This is a genomic window from Oryzicola mucosus (assembly GCF_014534685.1).
GTDB lineage: Bacteria > Pseudomonadota > Alphaproteobacteria > Rhizobiales > Rhizobiaceae > Oryzicola > Oryzicola mucosus.
On record NZ_JACVVX010000009.1, the window covers coordinates 81,338 to 102,001 of the forward strand.

Consider the following 20,664-nt stretch of genomic DNA (forward strand, 5'->3'; position numbering starts at 1 on the left):
TCAATCCTGTGAGGCCAGCAACTGCTGCCGTCGCTCATCCGGTACCTTGCACTGCTTAAGCAGGTCCTCAAATGTGATTTTCTCCTGCTCGGCGGATGGAGCGCCGTCGGCTTTGTAGCTGATGCCCGGAGCAAGTCGAGGTGGTGCTGCCATGAAGCGGCGCAGGTCGTCCACGGTGGAGCGGAGGCCGCGCGCAAGAGCGTCGACGAACCACGCGGGCACGCTGGCGATGTCCACAAGCCGGGAGCTAAACCCCTGGATCACCCCGCTGGGCACATCAAGGGCGCGGCGAAGCCTTACCAGCTCCTGGGGCGCGACGTTAGCGAAGGGGTCGACCACCGCGGCGGATGCCTGAACCGGCGACGTCGCTCGGAAGGCTGCAAGGGACGCTTCTACCCACGCCTCATCGGCCGGCGCGGTGATCTCTCCAGTCGCGCGCTGCAGTCTCAGATCAAGGGATAGGTCGATTAACTCGCCCGAAAGATGTGGGTATAGCTGAAGGTAGCGGTCAAGAGTCGCATTGTCGTGCGCCTGCTCAACTGCGAATGCGAGGAGGATCTCCTCTGCGCTGTCGTTGCGGCTGTCAGTCATGGTCGTCTCCAATCGACAGAGCTTGGCGTATCAGTCGGTATGCTGCGCCACGTCTATTCCGAACCGTTTTCTCGGATTTGACGCCGATCGCCTTTCGAATGGTCATGACGCTGTCGTCCGACGAATCGATTGGCATGTCCCTCATGATCAACTCAACGACTCTGCGTAACTTGTCTGGTAGGGACCTAATCGCGTCGGCTACGCGCGACCGGTAAATCGGATCGTCAGACAGCAATTCCTCTTTGAGGTCTAAACTCCCGACCGCGCTCTCTACCGCCAGCGAGGGTTCGTTTGTCTCCTGGTCAGCCTCAATGGCTTCGGTGCGCGCCGCCTGTCTCCTCGCCCTGTGCATGGATGTCGTGCGGAGTGCTGCAGTGGCACCGGCAAACATGACTTCGAAATAATCGAGGGCTGACCCTGGCTCGGCTCGATCCTCGATCAACTTGCGGATGAAGGTATCCTTCACTCTATCGCGGGCATCCGCGGCATGGACGCTCTCGGACACATCGATGCTTTCGCCGGCGATGCGTGGCAGTGCCGATGAGAGTCGGCGCATGAGTTCGCGATAAAGATCGTTGAAATAGCTCTCGTCGTTGTCGTGCCGCGTGTCGCGTATCAAATAGACGATACACTCGGACTTTACGTAGAGCGGTGATGACGTGTCGCGGATCTTCAAGGCAGCGATAATTTCCTGGCGCGACTGCTCGATGAGTCTCGCTAACGCTTCCTCAACATCCGCACGACGCGTGTAAAGCGTGCCGTCATATCTGCATTTCGTTAGTGGTTTTACGTATCGCGTACCCAAGAATCCCCCCCACCCGAAACTCGCCATCAACGCCGTGAAAGCCAATAGAAAAACGACGCCCACAGAACACATCGTTGCTCAACGCAAAGTCACCCCACACGAGTTATCAGTCACTCTAACCAAGCAGTAGAATTCCCGGATTGCAAAGGGTTATTCACTTTTGGCTACATATCCTAATCGCCGCTCCTGCTTTAGAGATTATTTTCGCAAGCATACCACCCTAAAGACGCCAATACCTATCGGAGAAGGTTGTATGCGACATTTGCCAACCGACGTGACGCTAAACCAGGTATTTTCAAACTGTCGCGCGCCATGATCCAGCCTAACCGGTCTACCTTATCAGTCACGGCTGCCCCATGGCCGAGTTGGTGACCGCGCGCCGCAAAGACATCAAAGCTGAATTCGAGCGCAGCTTCGTCAACATGACGCGGCAAGGTGCGCAAGCGGAATGCATCTCTCTTTCGCTACAAACTGCGTGTGAAGTTCTTCGGATGGTTGCATGTAGAGGATGTGAAACGGCAAGCTGCTCCCTGCGTACTGCAATTCCTTCTTGAGCTGCGCCAGCAGATTACCCCCCGGGCCGACAATGAGAATATCAATATCTTGGCCAATACCGTGTAGGGTCGAGCCAAACATGAACGCATCGAAATGCTCAAGCGAGGGGCAAGACCCCAAGAGGTAGACCGCGATCTCGCGGGCAGTCATCAAGCCCTGCTCAGGAGCTCCTTCAACTCTTCCCATTTCATCACCTCGCACCCCAGTTCTCGGCCCGCCTCGTTCGCTTCGGGCTGCGGCGTGCCATTGGGATTGATGTTCCACACGATGTCGACCGGGCCAAAACGGTCCCACATAGAGCGAACCTCGTTGGCCGTCGGTTCATAGTCTGCAATCATGCCGATCCGAAACGTCGCGCCACTCCGCAGGGTGATCCGGTGGATGCGGTCGAATTCTCTATCAACCTTCTCCACACGCCCATATTGCCGCAGAAGCCGATCCGAGAACTTGTAGACCTTGTGCGGCGCCGAGTTTGCATTCCCGTCCAGCGCCGCTGAACTGAGTGTGCCGAAGCTTCCCCAGCCTATACAGTTTTCTTCGAGATACTGGATTGCCTCCCCCTCCCAGACACATTCTGCGCGATAGCCGCATAGGAAATCGAGGCCCTCGACCTGTTCCCGGTATCGAGCTGCCGTCGCCTGATCGACCGTCTCGACGGACGTAATGGCCGCAAGTACGTCAGGTCGATCCTGCGTCATGATCCGGATGAGGTCACCGCCGACATGTTCCGCGCTCGACTGCCTCTCTTTTGCGAAAGCGGCGAGCGCGTATTTGATCTGCCAGTTCAAGCGAACATTCCCTCCATCGAATCCGGGAAGCGAATGGCGCGGCCGGCAACCCCGCATACGTGACGCTCCGACAGGCCGCGCACATGCTCCTGATACTCAGCGAAGGTGCGCCGCTCATCCGCTGTGGCGAGGCCCAGATTGGCCTCGATGATCGCCAAGGTGCGATAGTGGTTGGGCAGGATTACGCTTCTCATCCGATGGTCCCAGGCCGCCGCGCTGCCGGATTCCGGATCATATTCGAAGCCCGAGCCTTCCTCGGGTGCGAACTTCTCCCAGATTGCCCGGTTCTCAGCCATGATGCCAGCGAGTGCGGCCCTCGCCTGTTCCCGATTGTCGTAGGCTTTGATTCCTTGCTTGAGCGCCAGTCGTCCGAAATGATTGGCTTTCCAATCAAGCAGAATAGTGCGTGGATAAGCGTCGGGATCCTTGTCTATCTTCGTATGGCAGGTCGGACACAACAAGATCAGATTTTCGAACGTATCGGGGTCGAAACCTTCTGCCGGTCGGTCTTCGTGGCGTGGCCCTGCGTTGCCGTGCGGGATGACATGTGCCATTTCAGCGATGTGTTTGTCCCCACCCATTTCAGCGGGAAAGAGTGAATCAAGACAATCTGGTTTCTGACAATACCCCGATGCAGCCGCGAAGAGGCGCAGACGTGTTGCAGCTGGTATCGCCTTACGATCTGCCATCCGATCTCCAGTCTTCGGTCGCCCGCGTTTGAGAACGTCAGCGGTCAAATTGCACTAATTGCGCAGTCTTCGGATCATAAGCATGACCCGTGATCGCGCCATCCTTGATGCGACCTACGGCCTCATCAATGGCGAATAGAGGAACTAGGAACCACTCTTTGGGCACGATTGGCTGGCCGAAACGATCCTTGATCTCGACATCCAAGCGAGCGGCGCCAAAGACCTTGTGGATCAACGTTTCGAGCTTGGCGCGGTTGATGTTGTAGAGTTCGTAAGTCGCGACGATCTCGACGTCGGCCATGAGGTAGGTTGGATCAAGCCGAGCGTTAGCAATACGCCGCTCGACGCTACCGCCCGTAACGCCAATCTTGTGCAGGATCTCACGGTTGGCTGCGACCAGGGGATGGTCGGACTTGCTCCGCAACACATAGATCGTGCCGCTGGCCTGATCACCATCGCCAGTCTGGTCGTCGAATAACGGGCCGGCGCTGGGCTCGGTAATACGCCGACCAGCCTCATCCTTGTAGAGGGCGCGCTGCAGCGATCGCAGCAGCAGGTCGCTCTCGGTGCCATTCGAATATATCACCCGGAGCCGCGCGTCGGTTTCGCCATTCGGCGCCTTTATCAGCTCTCCGACCTCCGCCACATAAGCTGTCTGGCCACCAAGGATGAAGAATTGTCCGACCTGAATGTCGGCTTTCAGGAAACCGGCATCCTTGACGAAGGGTCTTGTGATCCGGTGCCCGCTCTCAAGATCGGCCTGCACCTGCTGGAACAGGGGCTTAAATCTCTCGAAATCCGCGCACTTCTCGCGGCTCGCGATTTCTTCGGCCTCGCGCTTCTCCGCACTGGTGCGCACATGGCGCAGCCTGGTGATATCGGGTGAACCGGCAGCGCCCTCGAGTTCGGCGAGCAGTTCGTCCTCGTCCATCGAGTCAGCGGGCGGGCCAGACGCCATAGACGCATCTGTAAGCAGTTCCTGGTGATCAAACTGTGTGAGAAGGGACCGGCATTCTTTCAGCGCGCGCAGTCGGTCGAGCCGCACGGCGTAGAGCCGTTCGAATATATCACCATGCTCGCCGTGGCGCGGAGCGTGGCCGGTTTTCTCGACAAAGCGCTGAATCTCTTCAAAGCCCGCGATAATGCGCTCCTCCCGGGGGGAACGGCCACCCTTCTTTTCCGGTTGCGTGAAATCGTCGAGCTCCGAACGCAGTTCATCAAGGTCAAGATCACTCATAGCGGCCCTCATCCTTGAAGCGGACAAACGCGGCAGCACCTTCTGCCAGGTGCTTTTCCCAAGCGTCGGCCGAGCTGATCGACGGCAGCCGCCCGCGCTCCCGCTTGAACTCAACGGCACGTTTGGCGATCACCTTCGCCTCCTCCGGCGTCAGGCTGGTGCGCTTGGCGGCAATCGCCGCAGCAACCTGCTTCAGGCTATCCTCGCTCATCGTCTTGGCGAGGATCGCATAGGCTTCGCCGAACGGATTGACCCGGTCGATCAGGTCAATGTCCAACTCGCGCACATCCATTGCGAACTTGCGCACGCCATCGACAAAGGCGGTATTCGCACTCTCCTCGCCGAGCGAGCTGCCCGCCGCGACTTCCTTCGCCTTCTGGGTCAGATTCAACGCCGCCACAGCATGCTGACGCACGGCCTCCTGATCCTCTGCGTCGAGATGCGGGAACTTATCCTTGATGATCTTGCCCATGCGCACCTGGGTCAGTTCCTCGGGAACCAACTCTTCATCGAACAGGCCTCGCTCGATCGTCGTCTTGTCCTGCACGAAGGCCGCGATCACCTCGTTCAGATCCTCCTGGCAGATGCGAGTTGCCTCCTCACTCTTGGGTGTGGCGAGGCCCTTGATCTCGATCTGGAACTTGCCGGATTCCTCGTTGAAGCCGACGTTGCACTTGTTCGGGTCGTAGCCGCCCTCGCCATAGTCAAAGCCCGGAGTCGGCTCGTTTTGCGGATTTTTTGGCTTGAACTCGAAGCGAGGGGCCAACACCTGCTCCATCAGCAGGCTCGCCGCGATCGCTTTCAGCGTGTCGTTCACTGCTTCGGTCACGATGTCGTCGGCAGCTGCAGGCTCAGCAATCAGGTTTGAGAAGCGCGCGCGGGTCTTGCCCGGTGCATCACGGGTGGCGCGCCCGATGATCTGCACGATCTCGGTCAGACTGGAGCGGTAGCCAACCGTTAGCGCATGTTCGCACCAGATCCAGTCGAAGCCCTCCTTCGCCATGCCCAACGCAATGATGATGTCGACGTGATCGCGGTTGTTCTTCTGCGCAGGGTCTTTCAGCGCGGCGGATACGCGATCCCGCTTAGCTGGATCGTCATCGACCAAATCGGCAATGCGCAGGGTTTGCTCTTCCGGCGTCTTGATCAGTTGGAATCCGGTGGCTGGATCGGTCCCCTGCCAGGCGCCCAGCTCCTCGAGGATGTGCTCCACCTCCTTGATCTTGTCCTTCGTGCTCTCGCGCGAATTGACGTTGGGGATATGGATAATCGTCTTCTCGCCTGGGTTCAGCACCTTGAGAATGTCGTCGGCATACGAGTCTGAATAGAAAAAATAGCCGATGTCGAGTTGCTTCAGATACTGGTATCCGTTGAGCTGCTCATAATAGGTGTAGGTAACGCTCTCGAACTTGCCTTCGTCCTGTGGCGCCAGCACCGCCTCGGCATCGCCCCGGAAATAGGAGCCGGTCATCGCGACGATATGCACGCGGTCGCGGGTGATGAACTCGCCCAGATGAATGCCGAGCTTGTTGTCGGGATTGGCCGAGACATGGTGGAATTCGTCCACCGCGATCAGCCGATCATCGAAAGCTTCGACGCCGAATTTGTCGACGGCTAAACGGAAAGTTGCATGGGTGCAGACCAGCACCTTGTCGTCGCTTTCAAGGAATGCGCCGAGCGCATTGACCTTCCCGCCATTGTCGTTGCCCGGCGCGTCGCAGAGGTTCCACTTCGCCTCGACGTGCCAGTCCGCCCAGAAGCCGTGCTTGCTCAGCGGCTCGTCATGAAAGCTGGAGCCAATGGATCTTTCCGGCACGACGATGATCGCCTGTTTGACGCCTTGGTTGGTCAGCTTGTCTAGCGCGATGAACATCAGCGCGCGGCTCTTGCCAGATGCCGGCGGCGATTTGATCAGCAGGTATTGCTCTCCCCGCTTCTCGAACGCGCGCTCCTGCATCGGTCGCATGCCAAACTCGTTGGCCTTGGTCGAACTGCCATTGCTTGAATAGGAAACCGAGACAGAGGGGACTGATTTTGGTGGGTTGAAGGTCATTTCGTCTTCCCCTGTGGTTGGCCGGTGCGGTCTTTCAGCAAAGCCTTCCCAAACCAGTCGGGCACGTCCTTGACTTGTGACTCGAATATATTCTCCGGCACAGCCTGCCAGAAAGCGACAATAGCGCCTGAAAATGCGTGGAACTGATCCTTGGTCACCTTCAAATGCGTGTGGTCACGATGCTCCACGCCTGAGAAAGCGCCGCCCGATCCACCGAACGGGTCTTCAAGGTACTCAGGAAATTTCTGCTTCAAATCCTCCAGGGATTTCCCCTTGCCGTGCTTATAGACGTTGACCACAAGGCGGCAGGCATCAAGCTGGCAAAAGTAGCCAGTGCTGGCAATCTTCCAGCCAAGGCTTTCCAGCAGTTCCGCAATCTGGACGAAGTCAGCCGACCAGACCTTTAGTGCAGCAACATCGCCATGATGCCAGTGTTGAATCTCACGCACGAGCCAGTCACGAAGCTGCTTATCCCATTCATGAAACATCCCAGCGACGACACTTAAACTCGTCTGGTCACGCATGCCGCTCAGAAGGCTGTAGAACTCGATCCCGGCGTCATTGGCAGCCTCGTAGAATTCGCCAGGGTCGTGCCGATCAGGGTCAAAACGACCGCTGCTTTTCTCAAGCCATTCGTCAGCAGCCTTGTCGGCTTCGGCCTCGATGTCTTCGAACTGTGAGAGCAAGCGCTTTTGCGCCTGTTCAACATAGAACCTGTGGCCGGCAATTAGGGACTGCCGAAATGGACCCCACATCTGGAACAACACATAGTCGCTCATGCGGTCGCCGCCTTGCGAGCTTTGGTGGCATTGCTCGGTGCCGCAGCCATCTTCGTGTAAAGCTCAAACAGCTTTTCGAGCCGCTCTGTGTCGTTCTTGAACCGGCGGCCGATGTAGATCCGTTCCAACACCTCATCGTTGCGCTCATGGGCCTCGCGCAGATCGGTAGGCATGGCGTCTGGATCGTAGAGGTCGGCGATGGTCGCGGGATAATGCGCCTCGCGCGCCAACAGAATATCTTCGGCGCAGCGGGTCAGATCGGCCTTGTTCTTCTCGGTCAGCGTGGGAACGGGGAAGGTGTTCCAGCCGAGTGTATTGGAATAACGGAAATCTGTTTTCAGCTTGCCGCAGACGGTGGCGATCCACACAAGATGTACGCGCGAGGCGATGAGCGCGAGATTCCAGAGAGGCGCGTTGTAGAGGGCGAAAGCGAGGTTGGAAACGATCGTGCCCGGTTCACAGTACCCGACCGGCAAGAAACTGCGACTTTCGGACGAAACAGAGGGCACGATAATTGCTGTCTCGAATCCAGTCTGCCGCAACTCGTCGAATCGATAAGCTGTTCCAGCGCCAGCGCGTGTAGCGGCTTTGGTGCTAGCCAGCCGCATCTGCCGCACCGCCTCGACCCGCTGGGCAATCCGCTCGATATCCAACGCTTCCTGCAAATGTTGGTCCTTGATCCAGATGCAAAAGCGCGAGAGGCCGCGAATGAATTCAGCTGAACCGTAGATGCGACGAACGAAGCGCTTGCGCTGGCTGTCGCTCAACGCAAGCGCCTCCACCTCGTCGAGGCTAAGAAGTAGGTTGCCGCCATCGACCGGCTTATTGCCGAAATCCATCTCAGCCAAATCACCGAATGGTCTGCCGCGCTTCTCCACAACTATGTTTGCGCCTGCGACCAGATAGGCGTTGATGTTTTCCACATCGCGCACTGCCATGCGCGCTTCTCCGCGGCGGACGTCGCGTTCCTCGTCGAACAAGCGGCGGGCGGCGATGGGCGGCCGCGATAGGCCGATGATTGCAACGGTCACCCCGGCGTTGTGGCTGGCAAGGTTCGCCCACTTGAACGAGGTATGCGCAAAGGCAATCTCGTGGCCAGATCGGAAGATCAACGGCCAGAGGATTGGCACCTGCTGGCCCTGGCAGATCGAGTTGGTGGACACGAAGGCAATAACAGTCGGCGTGTGCCGACCGTAGTCTGCCGCCTTCATGAACCAGCCGCTCACGTAGTCGAGCGACTTCCATTGCTTGCAGCGCCCGTCGAAGATCGCTTTTAGATCGTCCTTCTGTTCATCAGTCTGCCACGTGCTGCCGCGATAGGGGGGGTTTCCGCAGATATACGTTTCTCCGCCTTCGTTCTCGAAATCGATCTGGGCCTGATTGAGCGGCGAGTGAAACAGGTCATCGGCATGATGTTTCACGCCAGTTCCCGTCGGCGGGCAGATGCTCAGCCAATCCAGCCGCAGGGCGTTGCCGCAAGTGATCCAGTTCTGCGCGTCGAGCGGCAGGAAGTCGCGGAGCGCCTCCTTCTGGCCGCGATACAACACGTCGCACTGATACTCGGCGATGATCAGCGCCAGGCGCGCAATTTCGGCCGGAAAATCCCGCAGCTCAATCCCACGAAAGTTGGTCAGAGGAATTTCCGTTCGTCGGTCAGCTTCGTCGCGGCGCTGATTGATTTCCGCTTCGATTGCCCGCATTTCCTTGTAGGCGATGACGAGGAAATTGCCCGAGCCGCAGGCCGGATCGAACACCCGAATCTTCGACATGCGCTTGCGCAGGTTGAGCAACATGCGAGCATTGTCGCCTGCCTCTTCCAACTTCTCCCGCAGGTCGTCGAGGAACAGCGGGTTCAGCACCTTCAGGATGTTCGGCACGCTGGTGTAGTGCATGCCGAGTGCACCGCGCTCATCGTCGTCGGCCACGGCCTGGATCATCGAACCGAAAATGTCCGGGTTGATCTTCTTCCAATCGAGACTGCCGATGTGCAGCAGGTAGGATCGCGCGATGCGGCTGAAGCGCGGCACATCCGTGCTGCCGGAGAACAGCCCGCCATTCACATAAGGGAAGCCATCGGCCCAGCGCGGAACGCCGGCGGCGGCACGCTCGTCTGCCTTGGTGTTCATCGCACGAAACAGCGTGCTGATCACCTCATGCGTGTTCGCAGAGTCCTTCGCGCTCATGGTCTCGACGGCGGACGTGAAGGCGCGGCTACCGTTGAAGATCTCGGTGTCCTCCGCGAAGAAGCAGAAGATCAGCCGCGCCATGAAGTGGTTCATGTCGTGTCGGCGTTGCGCGGTGCCCCACTCGGGATTGTCCTTCAGCAGCTCGAGGTAGAGCCGGTTCAGGCGGCTGGTCGCTCGAATATCGAACGAGCTTTCGCGGACCTGCTTGACCGTGGTGATCCCGGCCAGTGGCAGGAAGAAACCGAAGTGGTTCGGGAAATCGGCATAGGTACAGGAAATCGGCGCCTCGTTAGACGTGAGGTCTTCGGCCTCAAACATGTCGCCGTCCGTCGCCAGCACAAAGCGTGCCTTCGCCCGCACCGTGGCCGGGCTCGCCTTCAACGCCTCCAACGTGCGCGTCACATCGCCCAATTTGCAGGTGGCGATGTGAATGTTGTTCGTCTGAAGCACACCGCACAGGTCAGACTTGTTGGAATCGCCCTTGCGCAAGCGTTTGAGGGTCGTCTCCTTGTTTCCGAAGGCCTCCAGAAACGCGTAGGGAAACTCCTCGGCGTCGAAAGGTCGCTCCACCAGCGCGGAAATGGCTTCTTCAATTTCGACCGCGTTCATGAGCGTCCCCGCATCTCGTCCGGGGCGCGAGGAAAGGGCTGCACCTCTATGCTGTCGGCCTTGTGCAGCGCCTCTGCCAGCTCGTGATCGAGTTGCCGCATCAGCCACTCTCGAGCCGGTGTCCCGAACGCCTTCTCCAGCCGGATTGCCATTTCAGGCGAGATGCCGGAGCGAGCGTTGAGCAGATTGCTGAGAGTCTGGCGATCCACACCAAGCACGCGCGCGGCGTCGGTCACGCTGAGTCCGTGCTTTTCGAGACATTCCTGCCGAACTGCTGATCCTGGATGCATTGCCCAATCGACTCATTAAAACCACATTCCGTGACCCTATAGTGATAATCGACACTCGACAATCACTTGCGCAGCATCTGGATCATCCTTTCCACGCAATATTCGCGGTGACGGAGGCGCTCGGAGGCGTGACCGGATCCACCTTGCGGCGGTGCCTAACGACCTCTCGGCAGATCATCCAGGCAGCGTCGGCAATAGCGATGTCGCGTTTCCGCTACCATATGGACGCCGTGACGAATGCTGTCATGATTCGCCGACGCCGATCCCCGTGCTCCCGACGACAAAAACGCACGCGGGATTTTGATATCTGCGACCTGCACATCGACCCCAGCAAGTGAAGACGCAGATTTTCCGTGGACGTGCCGGTCTAATGTCGCAGAAGCGCTAACCCTCTTGCCAGAAAGGTGTGGGAGCGGGTCTGATACTAAAAATTGCTGCCGATCTGCAGGCCATAGCTTATCCGGTCGAAAGTAAATATCTCCAATCTGGGGCTGGAGGGCTCATGCCAGGCGAAGAACACGTTTCCGTTGCAGTAAGAGATGACTTCCTGGCACGGCAGACCAAGGCGAAGCCGATACCTGCTCTCGCGGAGCTATTGTGGAATAGCCTCGATGGTGATGCCACCGATGTCTCAGTGGAGTTCGTATACGAAGACCTAGCCGGCGGAATGTCCAAAATCGTCGTCTATGACAATGGTGACGGGTTCTCACGAAACGACGCGCGCGCTCTTTTCGGCAATCTGGGTGGCTCCTGGAAACGCCATATCCGTCAGACGAAGCGCAACCATCGTATAATCCATGGGCAAGAAGGACGCGGCCGCTACAAGGCATTCGCTCTCGGCCAGTCCGCCACTTGGAAGGTGTGTTACGACGAACCGTCTGGGCGCAAGGCATTTGAGGTCAAGCTGCTCGAAGCTGATCTCACGGACGTTACCATCACTGAGGAAGCGCCAGCGCCGAACCGCTCGACAGGGGTCATCGTCGAGATCGACGATCTCCGGCGCGACTTCAGAACCTTCGAGAGCGACGAAGGCGTTCAGGACATGAACGAGATTTTCGCGCTCTATCTCATGAATTATCGGGCCGTTTCCATCTCGATCGCTGGCCAGAGACTCGATCCCGAAAAGGCGATCGCCAGCCACCATAAAGTTTCGCTGCCGCCGATCGAAACTGCGGAAGGTGCCCGGCACAACGTTGAGCTGGAGGTTATTGAATGGCGAACGGACGCGCGCCGAGTACTATATCTCTGCTCCGCAAGCGGATTTCCGTTCGATCAGGTCGAGACCCGCTTTCACGTGCCCGGCTTCTCTTTCTCCGCCTACTTGAAATCCACCTACGTCGAGGAGCTTCACAACGAGGAGCGGGTCGCCCTATCGGAGATGGATCCTCTGCTCACCGCGGCAGTCGAAAACGCCCGATCAGCGATAAAAAATTATTTCCGTGAAAAGGCCGCAGAAAAGGCCCGATCGCTCGTCGACGAATGGATCGCCGAGGATGTCTACCCATACCGAGGCGAGCCGCAAAACGCCGTCGAAAAGGTTGAGCGTCAAGTCTTTGATATCGTTGCAGTTCAGGTTCAAGAGCTGGCGCCGGACCTCGCGATCAGCTCGGCCAAGGCGAAAGCTCTGCACCTTCGTATGCTTCGGAACGCAATCGAGCGCGGACCCGAGGAGCTGCAACTGATCTTGAAGGAAGTTCTAGACCTCCCTGCGCGCAAGCAGAAAGAACTCGCCACCCTCCTGCAAGAGACGACACTTTCAGCAATCATCACCGCCGCCAAAACGGTTGCCGATCGGCTCAAGTTCATATCTGCCCTAGAGTCGATTGTATTTGATCCTGAAACCAAAGGTCGACTGAAAGAACGAACCCAACTTCACAAGATACTTGCCGAGAATACGTGGATTTTCGAAGAAGAGTATAATTTATGGGTGAGCGACAAGGACCTCCGTCGCGTCCTTGAAAAGCATCGCGATTATCTCGACCCGGACATCTCGATCGACGAGCCAGTCAAGGTGATCGGAAAAGCGCGTGGGATCATCGATCTGATGTTCTCTCGCTCCACCCGGCGGCATCGGGCCAACGACATCGAACACATGATCGTCGAACTTAAAGCTCCTAGGGTGAAGATCGGGGCCAAGGAAATCACGCAGGCAAAACAATACGCAATCGCCGTCACCTCGGATGAGCGGTTCTCGACCGTCGATGGGGTCCGCTGGCATTTCTGGCTCGTTTCGAACGCCTACGACGATTTTGCCAAGCACGAAATTGAAAGCGGACCCGATCGCGAAAGGCGTCTGATCGCGAAAGGGCCGAGACATATTGTGGGAATCAAGACGTGGGGCGAGCTAATCGAGGACAATCGTGCTCGACTACAGTTCTTCCAGGAACATCTGGAACATTCAGCAGATGAAAGCACCGCGATCAAGTATCTCCAGGAAAAGCACAGCCAATACCTGGAGGGTGTCATTGTGGAGGAACCCGATGAGAGCAATGGGGATGAGTCTGCGACTGGTGCCTCGGAAGATCCAGAGCAGCCTGCTCACCCATCTGCTCCGCCCGCAGCCCCCAGCGACGAGCGTCCGCACTGACAATTACGATGCGAGGTTGATCGAAAGCAGACATATGCCCGCAGACAGGACAGGACAGGAGATAGGGCATGCTCACGCTTGAAATCTTCGATGACGGCGGTGTTCTCCGTTATGACGATGGTTATGAGCAGATCGTCGAGGAACTGGATGACGCGCTTGAGCAGCGCGATGGCGGGACGCTCGCGCCCGCAAAGTACGTCAAGACGCTGAAGGCGCTGGTCGATCGTCACCCCCAATTCATCGATGGCCATGCCCATCTGGGCTATGCACTCATGGAAGAAGGCAAGCCCAAGCTTGCACTCCAAGCCTGCCTTGAGGATCTGGAAGTAGGTGAGCGTGCGATCCCCGCCGGCTATGCCGGTTCGATCGAATGGGGCTTCCTGGAAAACCGCCCCTTTCTGCGCGCGGCACATGGCGTTGTACTGTCGCAGCTCCGGCTTGGCCAGCGCAAGGACGCTCTCCTACTGATGGAGAAGATGCTTGCCTGGAATCCGAACGACAATCAGGGCATCCGCTACCTGATTGGTCCGGAATATCTTCGCGCTGGCGAAACGGCAAAGGCCGAGCGCATTTTCACCGACGAAGCCGCACACTACCCGCCCTATCACTATGAGCATGCCCTGCTGCACCTGAAGGCCGGTGACCCCGTCTCTGCCGCGACCAGGCTGCGCCATGGTTTTGTCGCAAACGGCTATATCGCCGAGATGCTGTCAGGGAACCCCGAGCCGGCGGCGCTTGCGATCTGGCACGGGTCGAACCTTGCAGAACCGGAGACGGCTCGCCACTATCTGAATCAGTGCGGCGACCTATGGCAGCGAACACCGGATGCTGTCGCCTTTGTACGCAGGCTGCACACGCATCCCAAAGTCCTCGCCGAAAGGGTCGTCGTCCTCGAATGCCAGGAGGCCCTGTTATGGGAGCGTGACTTTGAAAAGCGGCAAACGGTGGTCTTGAGAGAGGAGGCAGCGCGCGCGGATAGATGACGTTCTTTCGGCGGAGATCGTTCGGAAGAAAACCGACCGTCACGGGCGCCTGATCGAACCGTGGCGATATCAACGCACGCGTGTTTGAAGCCTTGAATACGGTGCCCGGCTCCATGGTCTCGGGTTCGTCCGATAACTGTGCAGCAGAGTTCATGAGGCGGACCAGCCCTTGAAGTCGCTCATATTTGACGAATAATTGGACCTTATCCGTCAGATATGACTTAAAGACCGCGAGCTGTTTCCATCTCACCGCCGACGAAAGCAGCCTCATAGTCCCGCGCCAGCGCGCCAGAGACGCCAACCTGTCTGAAGGCTTCCCGCCAGCCGTCCGAAATGCGTTGCGCCATGGTTCGGATGATCTCCCGTACCTCGGCCTCGGGAATCTCGAAAAATTCGCAGGCTTCCAGTGCGACGATGATCGACCGATCATGGGCCCCGCCCTCGATAATCGCCGTCTCGAGATGGGGGTTGCGATCCGGTGCTGGGTTCACGTCGAATACCGGCGACAGCCGCCATTGACCCGCTCCCACATAGAGGAAGCCGTGGTTCTTCAGGTGATCGTCTTTGTTGGACACGAGGATCGTGAAGATCAGACGCCGATAGAGTTCACGGAAATCGTCGGAAGGATCGGGTGAGTAAGCCCGCATGAAATCGACGATCTCCGTATAGGAGCCCAGCTCCACCCCCGTTTTGCCGAGTGCGGTGCGCGCGGAGATGTAGGGAATACGTGCGGACCCACGCCGGTCGAACCGCTGGATCAGCGCAACTGGGAACGGCGTGTCCGCCAGTTCGAGTCGTGCCTCGGGCGTGCGGATACCGCAGGCCGCCGCCAAGCGCAGCGTCGCGACCTCGACGCGCTCGGTCGGCTGTTGATCGTGGACCGAGGTGAACTTCGCCAGCCACAGTGCATCGCCGTCCCTGACATTGGCTTTGGGGCGAGCGCCGCCGGAGCCGCCGGCGCCGGCCAGCGCCTGCATTTCCTCTGGCGAGATTTCCTTGCCTTGCTCATAGGCCCGCGCGATCGCCGTGATGGTTTCGAGATCGACCAGACGCGGAACGGCGTCCGCTGCCTTGCCGCGAATGACCTCGCCCTTGTCATCCAGAAAGCGTAGCGCGCCTTGGCGGCAGGTATCGTCGGAAAGAGTCAGATACTCGAATTCGTTGAGACCATTGCCGTAGGCGCGTTCGAGCAGCCTTCGTCCCCAACTGTCCGGAGCCGCATCGGCGAAAACGCCCGCCAAAGCGTCGCGCATGTTGCCGGGCTGCCCCGAGGTGTGAAATGGGCCGGCCTCAAGAGGGAAATCGGGCTGTATGGCGAAGGCGCGCGGGTTTTCGATCCATTCGGGACTATAAGCAAAAGTTGAGAATTGGCGTGGCCCGGTATGGGTGAATCGCAATTGGCCCACCGATGTTCGGCTCTCGCCAAGCGCGACATGGGCGACGAAATCGGCCATCAGAAGGAAGCCCCGTCAGGGTCCACAACGTCCTGCCGATCCTGCGTCTCCTCCGTCTGAGCCTTCTGCTTTTTCAGCCTTGCCGCGAAGGAGCGCCCCCGGCGCGGTCCTTGCTCCGCTACCAGCGCCAGCCCCAGATCATCCTTGCGGATATCGACCAGGTCAGCGAGCCGCTCCAGAAGCCCCAGCACAACGAGAACGTCGGCAAGCGTTCCGATGGCAACGCCCGGATCGCCCCGTTCAAGGCGCGCGATGGAACTTGGCGAGGTTCCCGCACGCACGGCGAGATCCGCCACGGCGATGCCGCGCCGCAGACGCGCGTTGCGGATATCCTGGCCCAGCCGTTCCAGTGCTGGCTTCGCCTTAGGAGAACCCATCTCAATCATCCATATATGATGCAAAAAATTTATAAACCCATCATATATGACTAATTAGCTCCAAGGTCAAGAATTCTAGTCCGCGCCCGCCCGGTCCACCATCACCTCATTTTGGCAATCTGCGACAGGCGGGGCGCGAACTGAGGAGCCGATATTCTCGATCTCCTTAGTCATTGGCGGTCAGTGCCTCGAGATAGGGCCGAATGACCGTGGCGACCGTTCCTCGCTCGGCCTGGCTGGCAATTTCGCTTGGCGTCGTCATGCGCTGACGCAGCGCTTCCTGCAGGCCTTCGATCGCCACCGACAGGCCAATCTTGTTTCGATATCGGAAGCAATCGGCGATCGTCTTTGCGACGCCGAAAACCTTCACGGGCACCCTCTCGACAGGGTGGGTTTCAACCCCCTCCGTCAGGAGACGATCTGTGAAACGTACCAGCCGAATGGGCGTGCCTTCGGATCTCGGGGGCCAGTCCTTCTGGCCCACGGCGAGCCAAACCTGCCTCGGCAGTTGATCGGTCAGCCCGTGGAACGCAAGGGCGGAAACGAGGCAAACGACGCCCTTGGGAACCCGTTTGGCGGCCTCTGCCAGACTGTGGTGAACGTCGAGGGGTGCATCAGAAAGTTGATAAAGTCCTCGCGCGAGCCGAAGCACCTCGCCGTCCCGTTCCATGCGGCTCATGGTGGCGGCTGTTACGCCCGCCTCGCGCAGCTCTGCCAGGCGCGAAATTCCGCGCGCGGTCAAAATGGTATGGGCAATCTGGCGTTGGGACATGGATAATGGCACGATACGGAAACTCGGAACATAGGACTTACTATCCGAGGATTTGTATCATTTTCGCATGGCGAGGAAAGGTGCCAGCTAGAAGAGGCTGCCGCCCTACGAAACGCGTCCGCCTCAAACGGACTTGAGCAAACAGCGACGATTGATCTTCGGATCGTCTTCTGCATCCACACCGGGAGGGGAAGGCCTTCCCCTGCGTCCGAGCCTTGGTCTCGACCGACCCCTTCTGCGGGGCGGCTGCCCCGCAACGCCCCGCTGAGAGTGAGAGAGTGGACTTGTTTCCCGTGACGGGTTGAAGGTCGGAGAAGAGGTCTCTGACGCCCGTCATGGAGATTGGTCCCATGAACATGCAGGTCCTCAATGCGCGCCGTGACACCAGCGGCGGTTACAAGGTCGATGTCGGCCGTGGCGAGCGGGTCGGCCGCGTCTCGTCCGAATGGTTCTCGCGTCCGGCCGACGAGCGCTACCTGTCCCTCTCCGAGTTGGCGCGGACGGTCCGCGACCGCACCGAAAGCAGCCGGACGCGGGTGGTGGAGAGCGCGCTCATCCACGTCGAGGCGAACCGCAACGACCCGGAGCGGCTGGCCCTGATCCTGCCGGGCACGGATGCGCCAATCGCGCCGACGCACTGGTCCTTCGGACAACTCGCTAGCCTGGTCGGAGCGCCCGCCGCCTATTTGCGGCAGCTCCCCGCCGCCCTTGCTGGCATCAACCTGCAATACGGCCTGACCTCCAATCGGGCCGAGCAGATCAAGACGCTCGAAACCGACACCGGCCGCGTCGAACTGCGCGCCGTCACTGGCCCGGACTATGGCCGCATCTACGACCACGAGCTGGTCGAGGCCGTCCAACGCATCGCCGGCAATGGCACGGGCGATACCCGCTGGAAGGTCCCGGGCGTGCTCGACTGGTCGACCGGGATTTACAATCCGCGCGTCGACATCACCAAGGACACGACGACGCTCTATGCCTCGGACCGCGACGTCTTCCTGTTCCTCGTCGATGACCTGAACCCCATCGAAGCCGGCCGGCTGCCTGACGGTTCTCCCGATCTCTATTTCCGGGGCTTCTACTGCTGGAATTCCGAGGTCGGCGCCAAGACGCTCGGCATGGCGAGCTTCTATCTCCGCGCCGTCTGCCAGAATCGAAACTTGTGGGGCGTGGAGAATTTCGAGGAGATCACCATCCGCCACTCCAAATACGCGGCCAATCGCTTTGCGCACGAGGCAGCCCCGGCGCTGTTGAACTTCGCGAATTCCTCACCCCTGCCGTTCGTCAACGGCATCAGGGCGGCCCGCGAGCGGATCGTCGCCAGGACCGACGAAGACCGCACCGACTTCCTGCGTCGGCGTGGCTTCTCCAAGGCCGAGACGGGCAAAATCATCGACAGAGTGCTGGCCGAGGAAGGCCGCCCTCCGGAGTCCATCTTCGATTTCGTGCAGGGCATCACCGCCGTCGCGCGCGACAAGCCGCATCAGGACGCCCGCCTCGACATGGAGGGCAAGGCCAAGAAGCTGCTCGATCGAGCGGCCTGATCGCCGCGAAGCCGGGGATGCGGTTTTCCGTGTCTCCGGCTTTGCGCTTCCGTGCCTTTCTGGTTCGCCGGTCCGTGCGCTGCCCCCTTTAGAGGAAGAGGGCGGCGCTTCGCTCCGTGACGGGTTGGAGGTTGAGAGAGAGTCTCTCGGCCGCCCGTCGCGGAGTAAATCCCGATGGCTACTGCCGTTCAGAAGATCATCCTGTCGTCCTCGCGCGACATCCCTTTCAACAAGCTGGTGCTCAGCCAGTCCAACGTCCGGCGCGTGAAGGCCGGCGTCTCAATCGAAGACCTGGCGGCTTCGATCGCTCGTCGCGGCCTGATCCAGAGCCTCAGCGTCTTTCCCGTCGTTGATGCCGAAGGCAACGAGACCGGCATGTTCGAGGTGCCCGCCGGCGGCCGCCGCTTCCGCGCGCTCGAACTGCTGGTGAAGCAGAAGCGTCTCGCCAAGATCGCGCCCGTGCCCTGCGTGGTCCGTGATCGCGAAGGCGCCATCCTCCCCGAGGAGGTCTCGCTGGCCGAGAATATCGAGCGCGCGCCGCTCCCTCCGCTCGATCAATTCCGGGCCTTCCACGACATGCTGACCAAGGGCATGACCGAGGAGGAGATCGCCGCGGCTTTCTTCGTCCCCGTCAACGTGGTCAAGCAGCGGCTGCGCCTCGCAACCGTGTCGCCCGCGCTGCACGACGTCTATGCCGACGACGGCATGACGCTGGAGCAGCTCATGGCCTTCACGGTCTCCGAAGACCACGATCGTCAGGTGCAGGTCTGGGACGCGATCAAGGACGCCTGGTCGAAAGAGCCCTATCAGATCCGGCGCATGCTGACCGAGACCACAGTGCGCGCCTCCGACAAGCGTGCCGTTTTCCTCGGCATCGAAGCCTATGAGGCGGCTGGCGGCATCGTCATGCGCGACCTGTTCCAGGCCGATGATGGCGGTTGGCTGCAGGACGTCGGTCTTCTCGATCGCCTCGTCGCCGAGAAGCTGAAGGCCGAGGCCGAGGCGATCGCCGCCGAGGGCTGGAAGTGGATCGAGGTCGCGGTCAGCTTCCCATACGATGCCACGCGCGGCCTGCACCAGGTCTCCGGCACGCCGTTCGATCTATCGGCCGAGGAACAGGCGACCAGCGAGGCGCTCACTGCCGAGCAGGCCAGGCTCGAAGCGGAATATCAGGACGCCGACGAACTGCCCGATGAGGTCGACGAGCGCATGGGCGAGATCGAGACCGCTCTGGCAGCCTTCGACGACCGGCCCGAGCACTTCGACCCGGCCGACATCGCCATCGCCGGCGTTTTCGTCAGCATCGACGCCAACGGATCGCTTTCGGTCGATCGCGGCTACGTCCGGCCCGAGGATGTGCCTCAGGTCCGGACCGATGGTGAGGAAGGATCGGAGACGGACATCGAATCCGATGGCACCGCGAGCCCGTCGCTGCAGCGCGCCGTCATCACCATCGGCGGCCGGCCTGTCGAACCGGAGGACGACGATGAGGACGACAGGATCAAGCCGTTGCCCGAACGCCTTGTCATCGAGCTGACCGCCTACCGCACCCTCGCGTTGCGCAACGCGGTCGCGGAAAATCCGCACATCGCCATGACGGCGCTTCTCCACATGCTGGTCTCGGACAACTTCATGACCCGCATGTACACGGGCGCCATGGAAGCGGGGGTGAAGCACATCTTCTTCCCGGTTCAGGACGAGACGCTGAAGGACAGCCCCTCCGCGCGGGCCGTGCAGGAGCGTCACGACGCCTGGGCCGCCGACATCCCGAAGGACGACGACGCCCTCTGGGACTGGCTCGCCGGGCTCGACGACGCCAGCCGCATGGCGCTGCTGGCACACTGCGTCAGCTACGGGGTCAACGCGCTCTATGAGCGGCCGAACCCGCACAGCGCGGGCGGCGTGTCGCAGCACACGCTCGATATGAGGCTCGCGCAGGCCGATCGGCTGACGCGGGCGACCGGGCTCGACATGGTCGAAGCGGGCTGGCGCCCGACCTTCGGCAATTATCTCAGCCGTGTCACCAAGCCGCGCATTCTCGAAGCCGTCCGGGAAGGCGCCGGCGAACGGGCGGCCCAGCTCATCGACCATCTGAAGAAGGGCGATATGGCCAAGGAGGCCGAGCGTCTCCTGGCCGACAGCGGCTGGCTGCCCGAGCCGCTTCGGCTTGCCGGCGTTGACGGGGATCCGGCATCGGACGCGGGTGGTGGCGAAGAAGCCAAGGGCCCAGACCGCCTGACTTTCTCAGCACCGACGAGGACTCAGAATCGCAGGCCGATAGCGAGGACGACGAACGTCACCTCGTCGCCGCCGAATGATCGGCTCGCGGGGCGGCTTCGGCCGCTCCGCACCTTCCAATTCCAAC

At 59.8% G+C, this 20,664-nt stretch carries 16 protein-coding genes and 1 pseudogene; 4 read left to right on the forward strand and 13 right to left on the reverse strand.

Annotated features, from left to right (window positions below; all coding sequences use genetic code 11):
• The 10 genes from ICI42_RS20890 to ICI42_RS20935 form a co-directional block, all read right to left on the reverse strand.
• The gene (locus ICI42_RS20890) at positions 1-591 is read right to left on the reverse strand and encodes a hypothetical protein (protein WP_188166544.1); all 591 of its coding nucleotides are present in this window, start codon (positions 589-591) and stop codon (positions 1-3) included.
• Positions 584-1,459: a sigma-70 family RNA polymerase sigma factor gene (locus ICI42_RS20895; RefSeq protein WP_188166545.1), complete on the reverse strand. Its 876-nt coding sequence runs from the start codon at positions 1,457-1,459 to the stop codon at positions 584-586. The genes ICI42_RS20890 and ICI42_RS20895 overlap by 8 nt, the downstream gene beginning before the upstream one ends.
• Positions 1,460-1,813: 354 nt before the next feature.
• Positions 1,814-2,101 (reverse strand): nucleotidyltransferase family protein, encoded by a 288-nt coding sequence (locus ICI42_RS20900; RefSeq protein WP_188166546.1) that lies wholly within the window; start codon positions 2,099-2,101, stop codon positions 1,814-1,816.
• Complete coding sequence (locus ICI42_RS23485) at positions 2,101-2,739, reverse strand: hypothetical protein (protein WP_210317430.1); 639 nt, start codon at positions 2,737-2,739, stop codon at positions 2,101-2,103. The genes ICI42_RS20900 and ICI42_RS23485 overlap by 1 nt, the downstream gene beginning before the upstream one ends.
• Complete coding sequence (locus ICI42_RS20910) at positions 2,736-3,428, reverse strand: HNH endonuclease (RefSeq protein ID WP_188166547.1); 693 nt, start codon at positions 3,426-3,428, stop codon at positions 2,736-2,738. Before ICI42_RS20910 ends, ICI42_RS23485 begins: the two co-directional genes overlap by 4 nt.
• A 37-nt stretch (positions 3,429-3,465) precedes the next feature.
• Positions 3,466-4,665, reverse strand: a complete 1,200-nt coding sequence (locus ICI42_RS20915; protein WP_188166548.1) for a GIY-YIG nuclease family protein — start codon at positions 4,663-4,665, stop codon at positions 3,466-3,468.
• Positions 4,658-6,718 (reverse strand): DEAD/DEAH box helicase, encoded by a 2,061-nt coding sequence (locus tag ICI42_RS20920; RefSeq protein ID WP_188166549.1) that lies wholly within the window; start codon positions 6,716-6,718, stop codon positions 4,658-4,660. Before ICI42_RS20920 ends, ICI42_RS20915 begins: the two co-directional genes overlap by 8 nt.
• Positions 6,715-7,497 carry a hypothetical protein gene (locus ICI42_RS20925; protein WP_188166550.1) on the reverse strand — a complete coding sequence of 261 codons (783 nt, stop codon included), beginning with the start codon at positions 7,495-7,497 and terminating at the stop codon, positions 6,715-6,717. The genes ICI42_RS20920 and ICI42_RS20925 overlap by 4 nt, the downstream gene beginning before the upstream one ends.
• Positions 7,494-10,292: a class I SAM-dependent DNA methyltransferase gene (locus ICI42_RS20930; protein ID WP_188166593.1), complete on the reverse strand. Its 2,799-nt coding sequence runs from the start codon at positions 10,290-10,292 to the stop codon at positions 7,494-7,496. Before ICI42_RS20930 ends, ICI42_RS20925 begins: the two co-directional genes overlap by 4 nt.
• A complete protein-coding gene (locus ICI42_RS20935; protein WP_188166551.1) occupies positions 10,289-10,582 on the reverse strand; it encodes a HigA family addiction module antitoxin in 294 nt (97 codons plus the stop codon). Before ICI42_RS20935 ends, ICI42_RS20930 begins: the two co-directional genes overlap by 4 nt.
• A 502-nt stretch (positions 10,583-11,084) precedes the next feature.
• Between ICI42_RS20935 and ICI42_RS20940 the strand changes: the two genes are divergently transcribed.
• Positions 11,085-13,169 carry an ATP-binding protein gene (locus ICI42_RS20940; protein WP_188166552.1) on the forward strand — a complete coding sequence of 695 codons (2,085 nt, stop codon included), beginning with the start codon at positions 11,085-11,087 and terminating at the stop codon, positions 13,167-13,169.
• A 68-nt stretch (positions 13,170-13,237) separates the two neighbouring features.
• Positions 13,238-14,152, forward strand: coding sequence for a hypothetical protein (locus ICI42_RS20945; RefSeq protein ID WP_210317432.1), 915 nt, complete (start codon positions 13,238-13,240; stop codon positions 14,150-14,152).
• A 221-nt stretch (positions 14,153-14,373) separates the two neighbouring features.
• Here the strand turns inward: ICI42_RS20945 and ICI42_RS20950 are convergent, their stop codons facing one another.
• From ICI42_RS20950 to ICI42_RS20960, 3 genes are all read right to left on the reverse strand, one after another.
• On the reverse strand, positions 14,374-15,606 hold the full coding sequence (locus ICI42_RS20950; RefSeq protein ID WP_188166553.1) for a type II toxin-antitoxin system HipA family toxin: 1,233 nt from the start codon (positions 15,604-15,606) through the stop codon (positions 14,374-14,376).
• On the reverse strand, positions 15,606-15,983 hold the full coding sequence (locus ICI42_RS20955) for a helix-turn-helix domain-containing protein (RefSeq protein ID WP_183825920.1): 378 nt from the start codon (positions 15,981-15,983) through the stop codon (positions 15,606-15,608). Before ICI42_RS20955 ends, ICI42_RS20950 begins: the two co-directional genes overlap by 1 nt.
• Positions 15,984-16,149: 166 nt before the next feature.
• Complete coding sequence (locus ICI42_RS20960) at positions 16,150-16,755, reverse strand: type IV toxin-antitoxin system AbiEi family antitoxin domain-containing protein (protein ID WP_210317434.1); 606 nt, start codon at positions 16,753-16,755, stop codon at positions 16,150-16,152.
• Between the two features lie 350 nt (positions 16,756-17,105).
• On the opposite strand from ICI42_RS20960, the gene ICI42_RS20965 reads away from it, so the two are divergent.
• Both ICI42_RS20965 and ICI42_RS20970 read left to right on the forward strand, forming a co-directional pair.
• Positions 17,106-18,299, forward strand: coding sequence for a DUF932 domain-containing protein (locus tag ICI42_RS20965; protein ID WP_188166555.1), 1,194 nt, complete (start codon positions 17,106-17,108; stop codon positions 18,297-18,299).
• Positions 18,300-18,473: 174 nt separating this feature from the next.
• Positions 18,474-20,617, forward strand: a pseudogene (locus ICI42_RS20970) (ParB/RepB/Spo0J family partition protein).
• Positions 20,618-20,664: the final 47 nt, after the last annotated feature.

Excerpts from the sequence above, each read along its gene's own strand:
- ICI42_RS20945 (WP_210317432.1), top strand. The coding sequence starts at position 13,238 with ATGCTCACGCTTGAAATCTTCGATGACGGCGGTGTTCTCCGTTATGAC.
- ICI42_RS20910 (WP_188166547.1), bottom strand. The coding sequence starts at position 3,428 with ATGGCAGATCGTAAGGCGATACCAGCTGCAACACGTCTGCGCCTCTTC.
- ICI42_RS20890 (WP_188166544.1), bottom strand. The coding sequence starts at position 591 with ATGACTGACAGCCGCAACGACAGCGCAGAGGAGATCCTCCTCGCATTC.
- ICI42_RS20940 (WP_188166552.1), top strand. The coding sequence starts at position 11,085 with ATGCCAGGCGAAGAACACGTTTCCGTTGCAGTAAGAGATGACTTCCTG.
- ICI42_RS20900 (WP_188166546.1), bottom strand. The coding sequence starts at position 2,101 with ATGACTGCCCGCGAGATCGCGGTCTACCTCTTGGGGTCTTGCCCCTCG.
- ICI42_RS20965 (WP_188166555.1), top strand. The coding sequence starts at position 17,106 with ATGAACATGCAGGTCCTCAATGCGCGCCGTGACACCAGCGGCGGTTAC.
- ICI42_RS20955 (WP_183825920.1), bottom strand. The coding sequence starts at position 15,983 with ATGGGTTCTCCTAAGGCGAAGCCAGCACTGGAACGGCTGGGCCAGGAT.
- ICI42_RS20960 (WP_210317434.1), bottom strand. The coding sequence starts at position 16,755 with ATGTCCCAACGCCAGATTGCCCATACCATTTTGACCGCGCGCGGAATT.
- ICI42_RS20925 (WP_188166550.1), bottom strand. The coding sequence starts at position 7,497 with ATGAGCGACTATGTGTTGTTCCAGATGTGGGGTCCATTTCGGCAGTCC.
- ICI42_RS20920 (WP_188166549.1), bottom strand. The coding sequence starts at position 6,718 with ATGACCTTCAACCCACCAAAATCAGTCCCCTCTGTCTCGGTTTCCTAT.
- ICI42_RS20930 (WP_188166593.1), bottom strand. The coding sequence starts at position 10,292 with ATGAACGCGGTCGAAATTGAAGAAGCCATTTCCGCGCTGGTGGAGCGA.
- ICI42_RS20935 (WP_188166551.1), bottom strand. The coding sequence starts at position 10,582 with ATGCATCCAGGATCAGCAGTTCGGCAGGAATGTCTCGAAAAGCACGGA.
- ICI42_RS20915 (WP_188166548.1), bottom strand. The coding sequence starts at position 4,665 with ATGAGTGATCTTGACCTTGATGAACTGCGTTCGGAGCTCGACGATTTC.
- ICI42_RS20950 (WP_188166553.1), bottom strand. The coding sequence starts at position 15,606 with ATGGCCGATTTCGTCGCCCATGTCGCGCTTGGCGAGAGCCGAACATCG.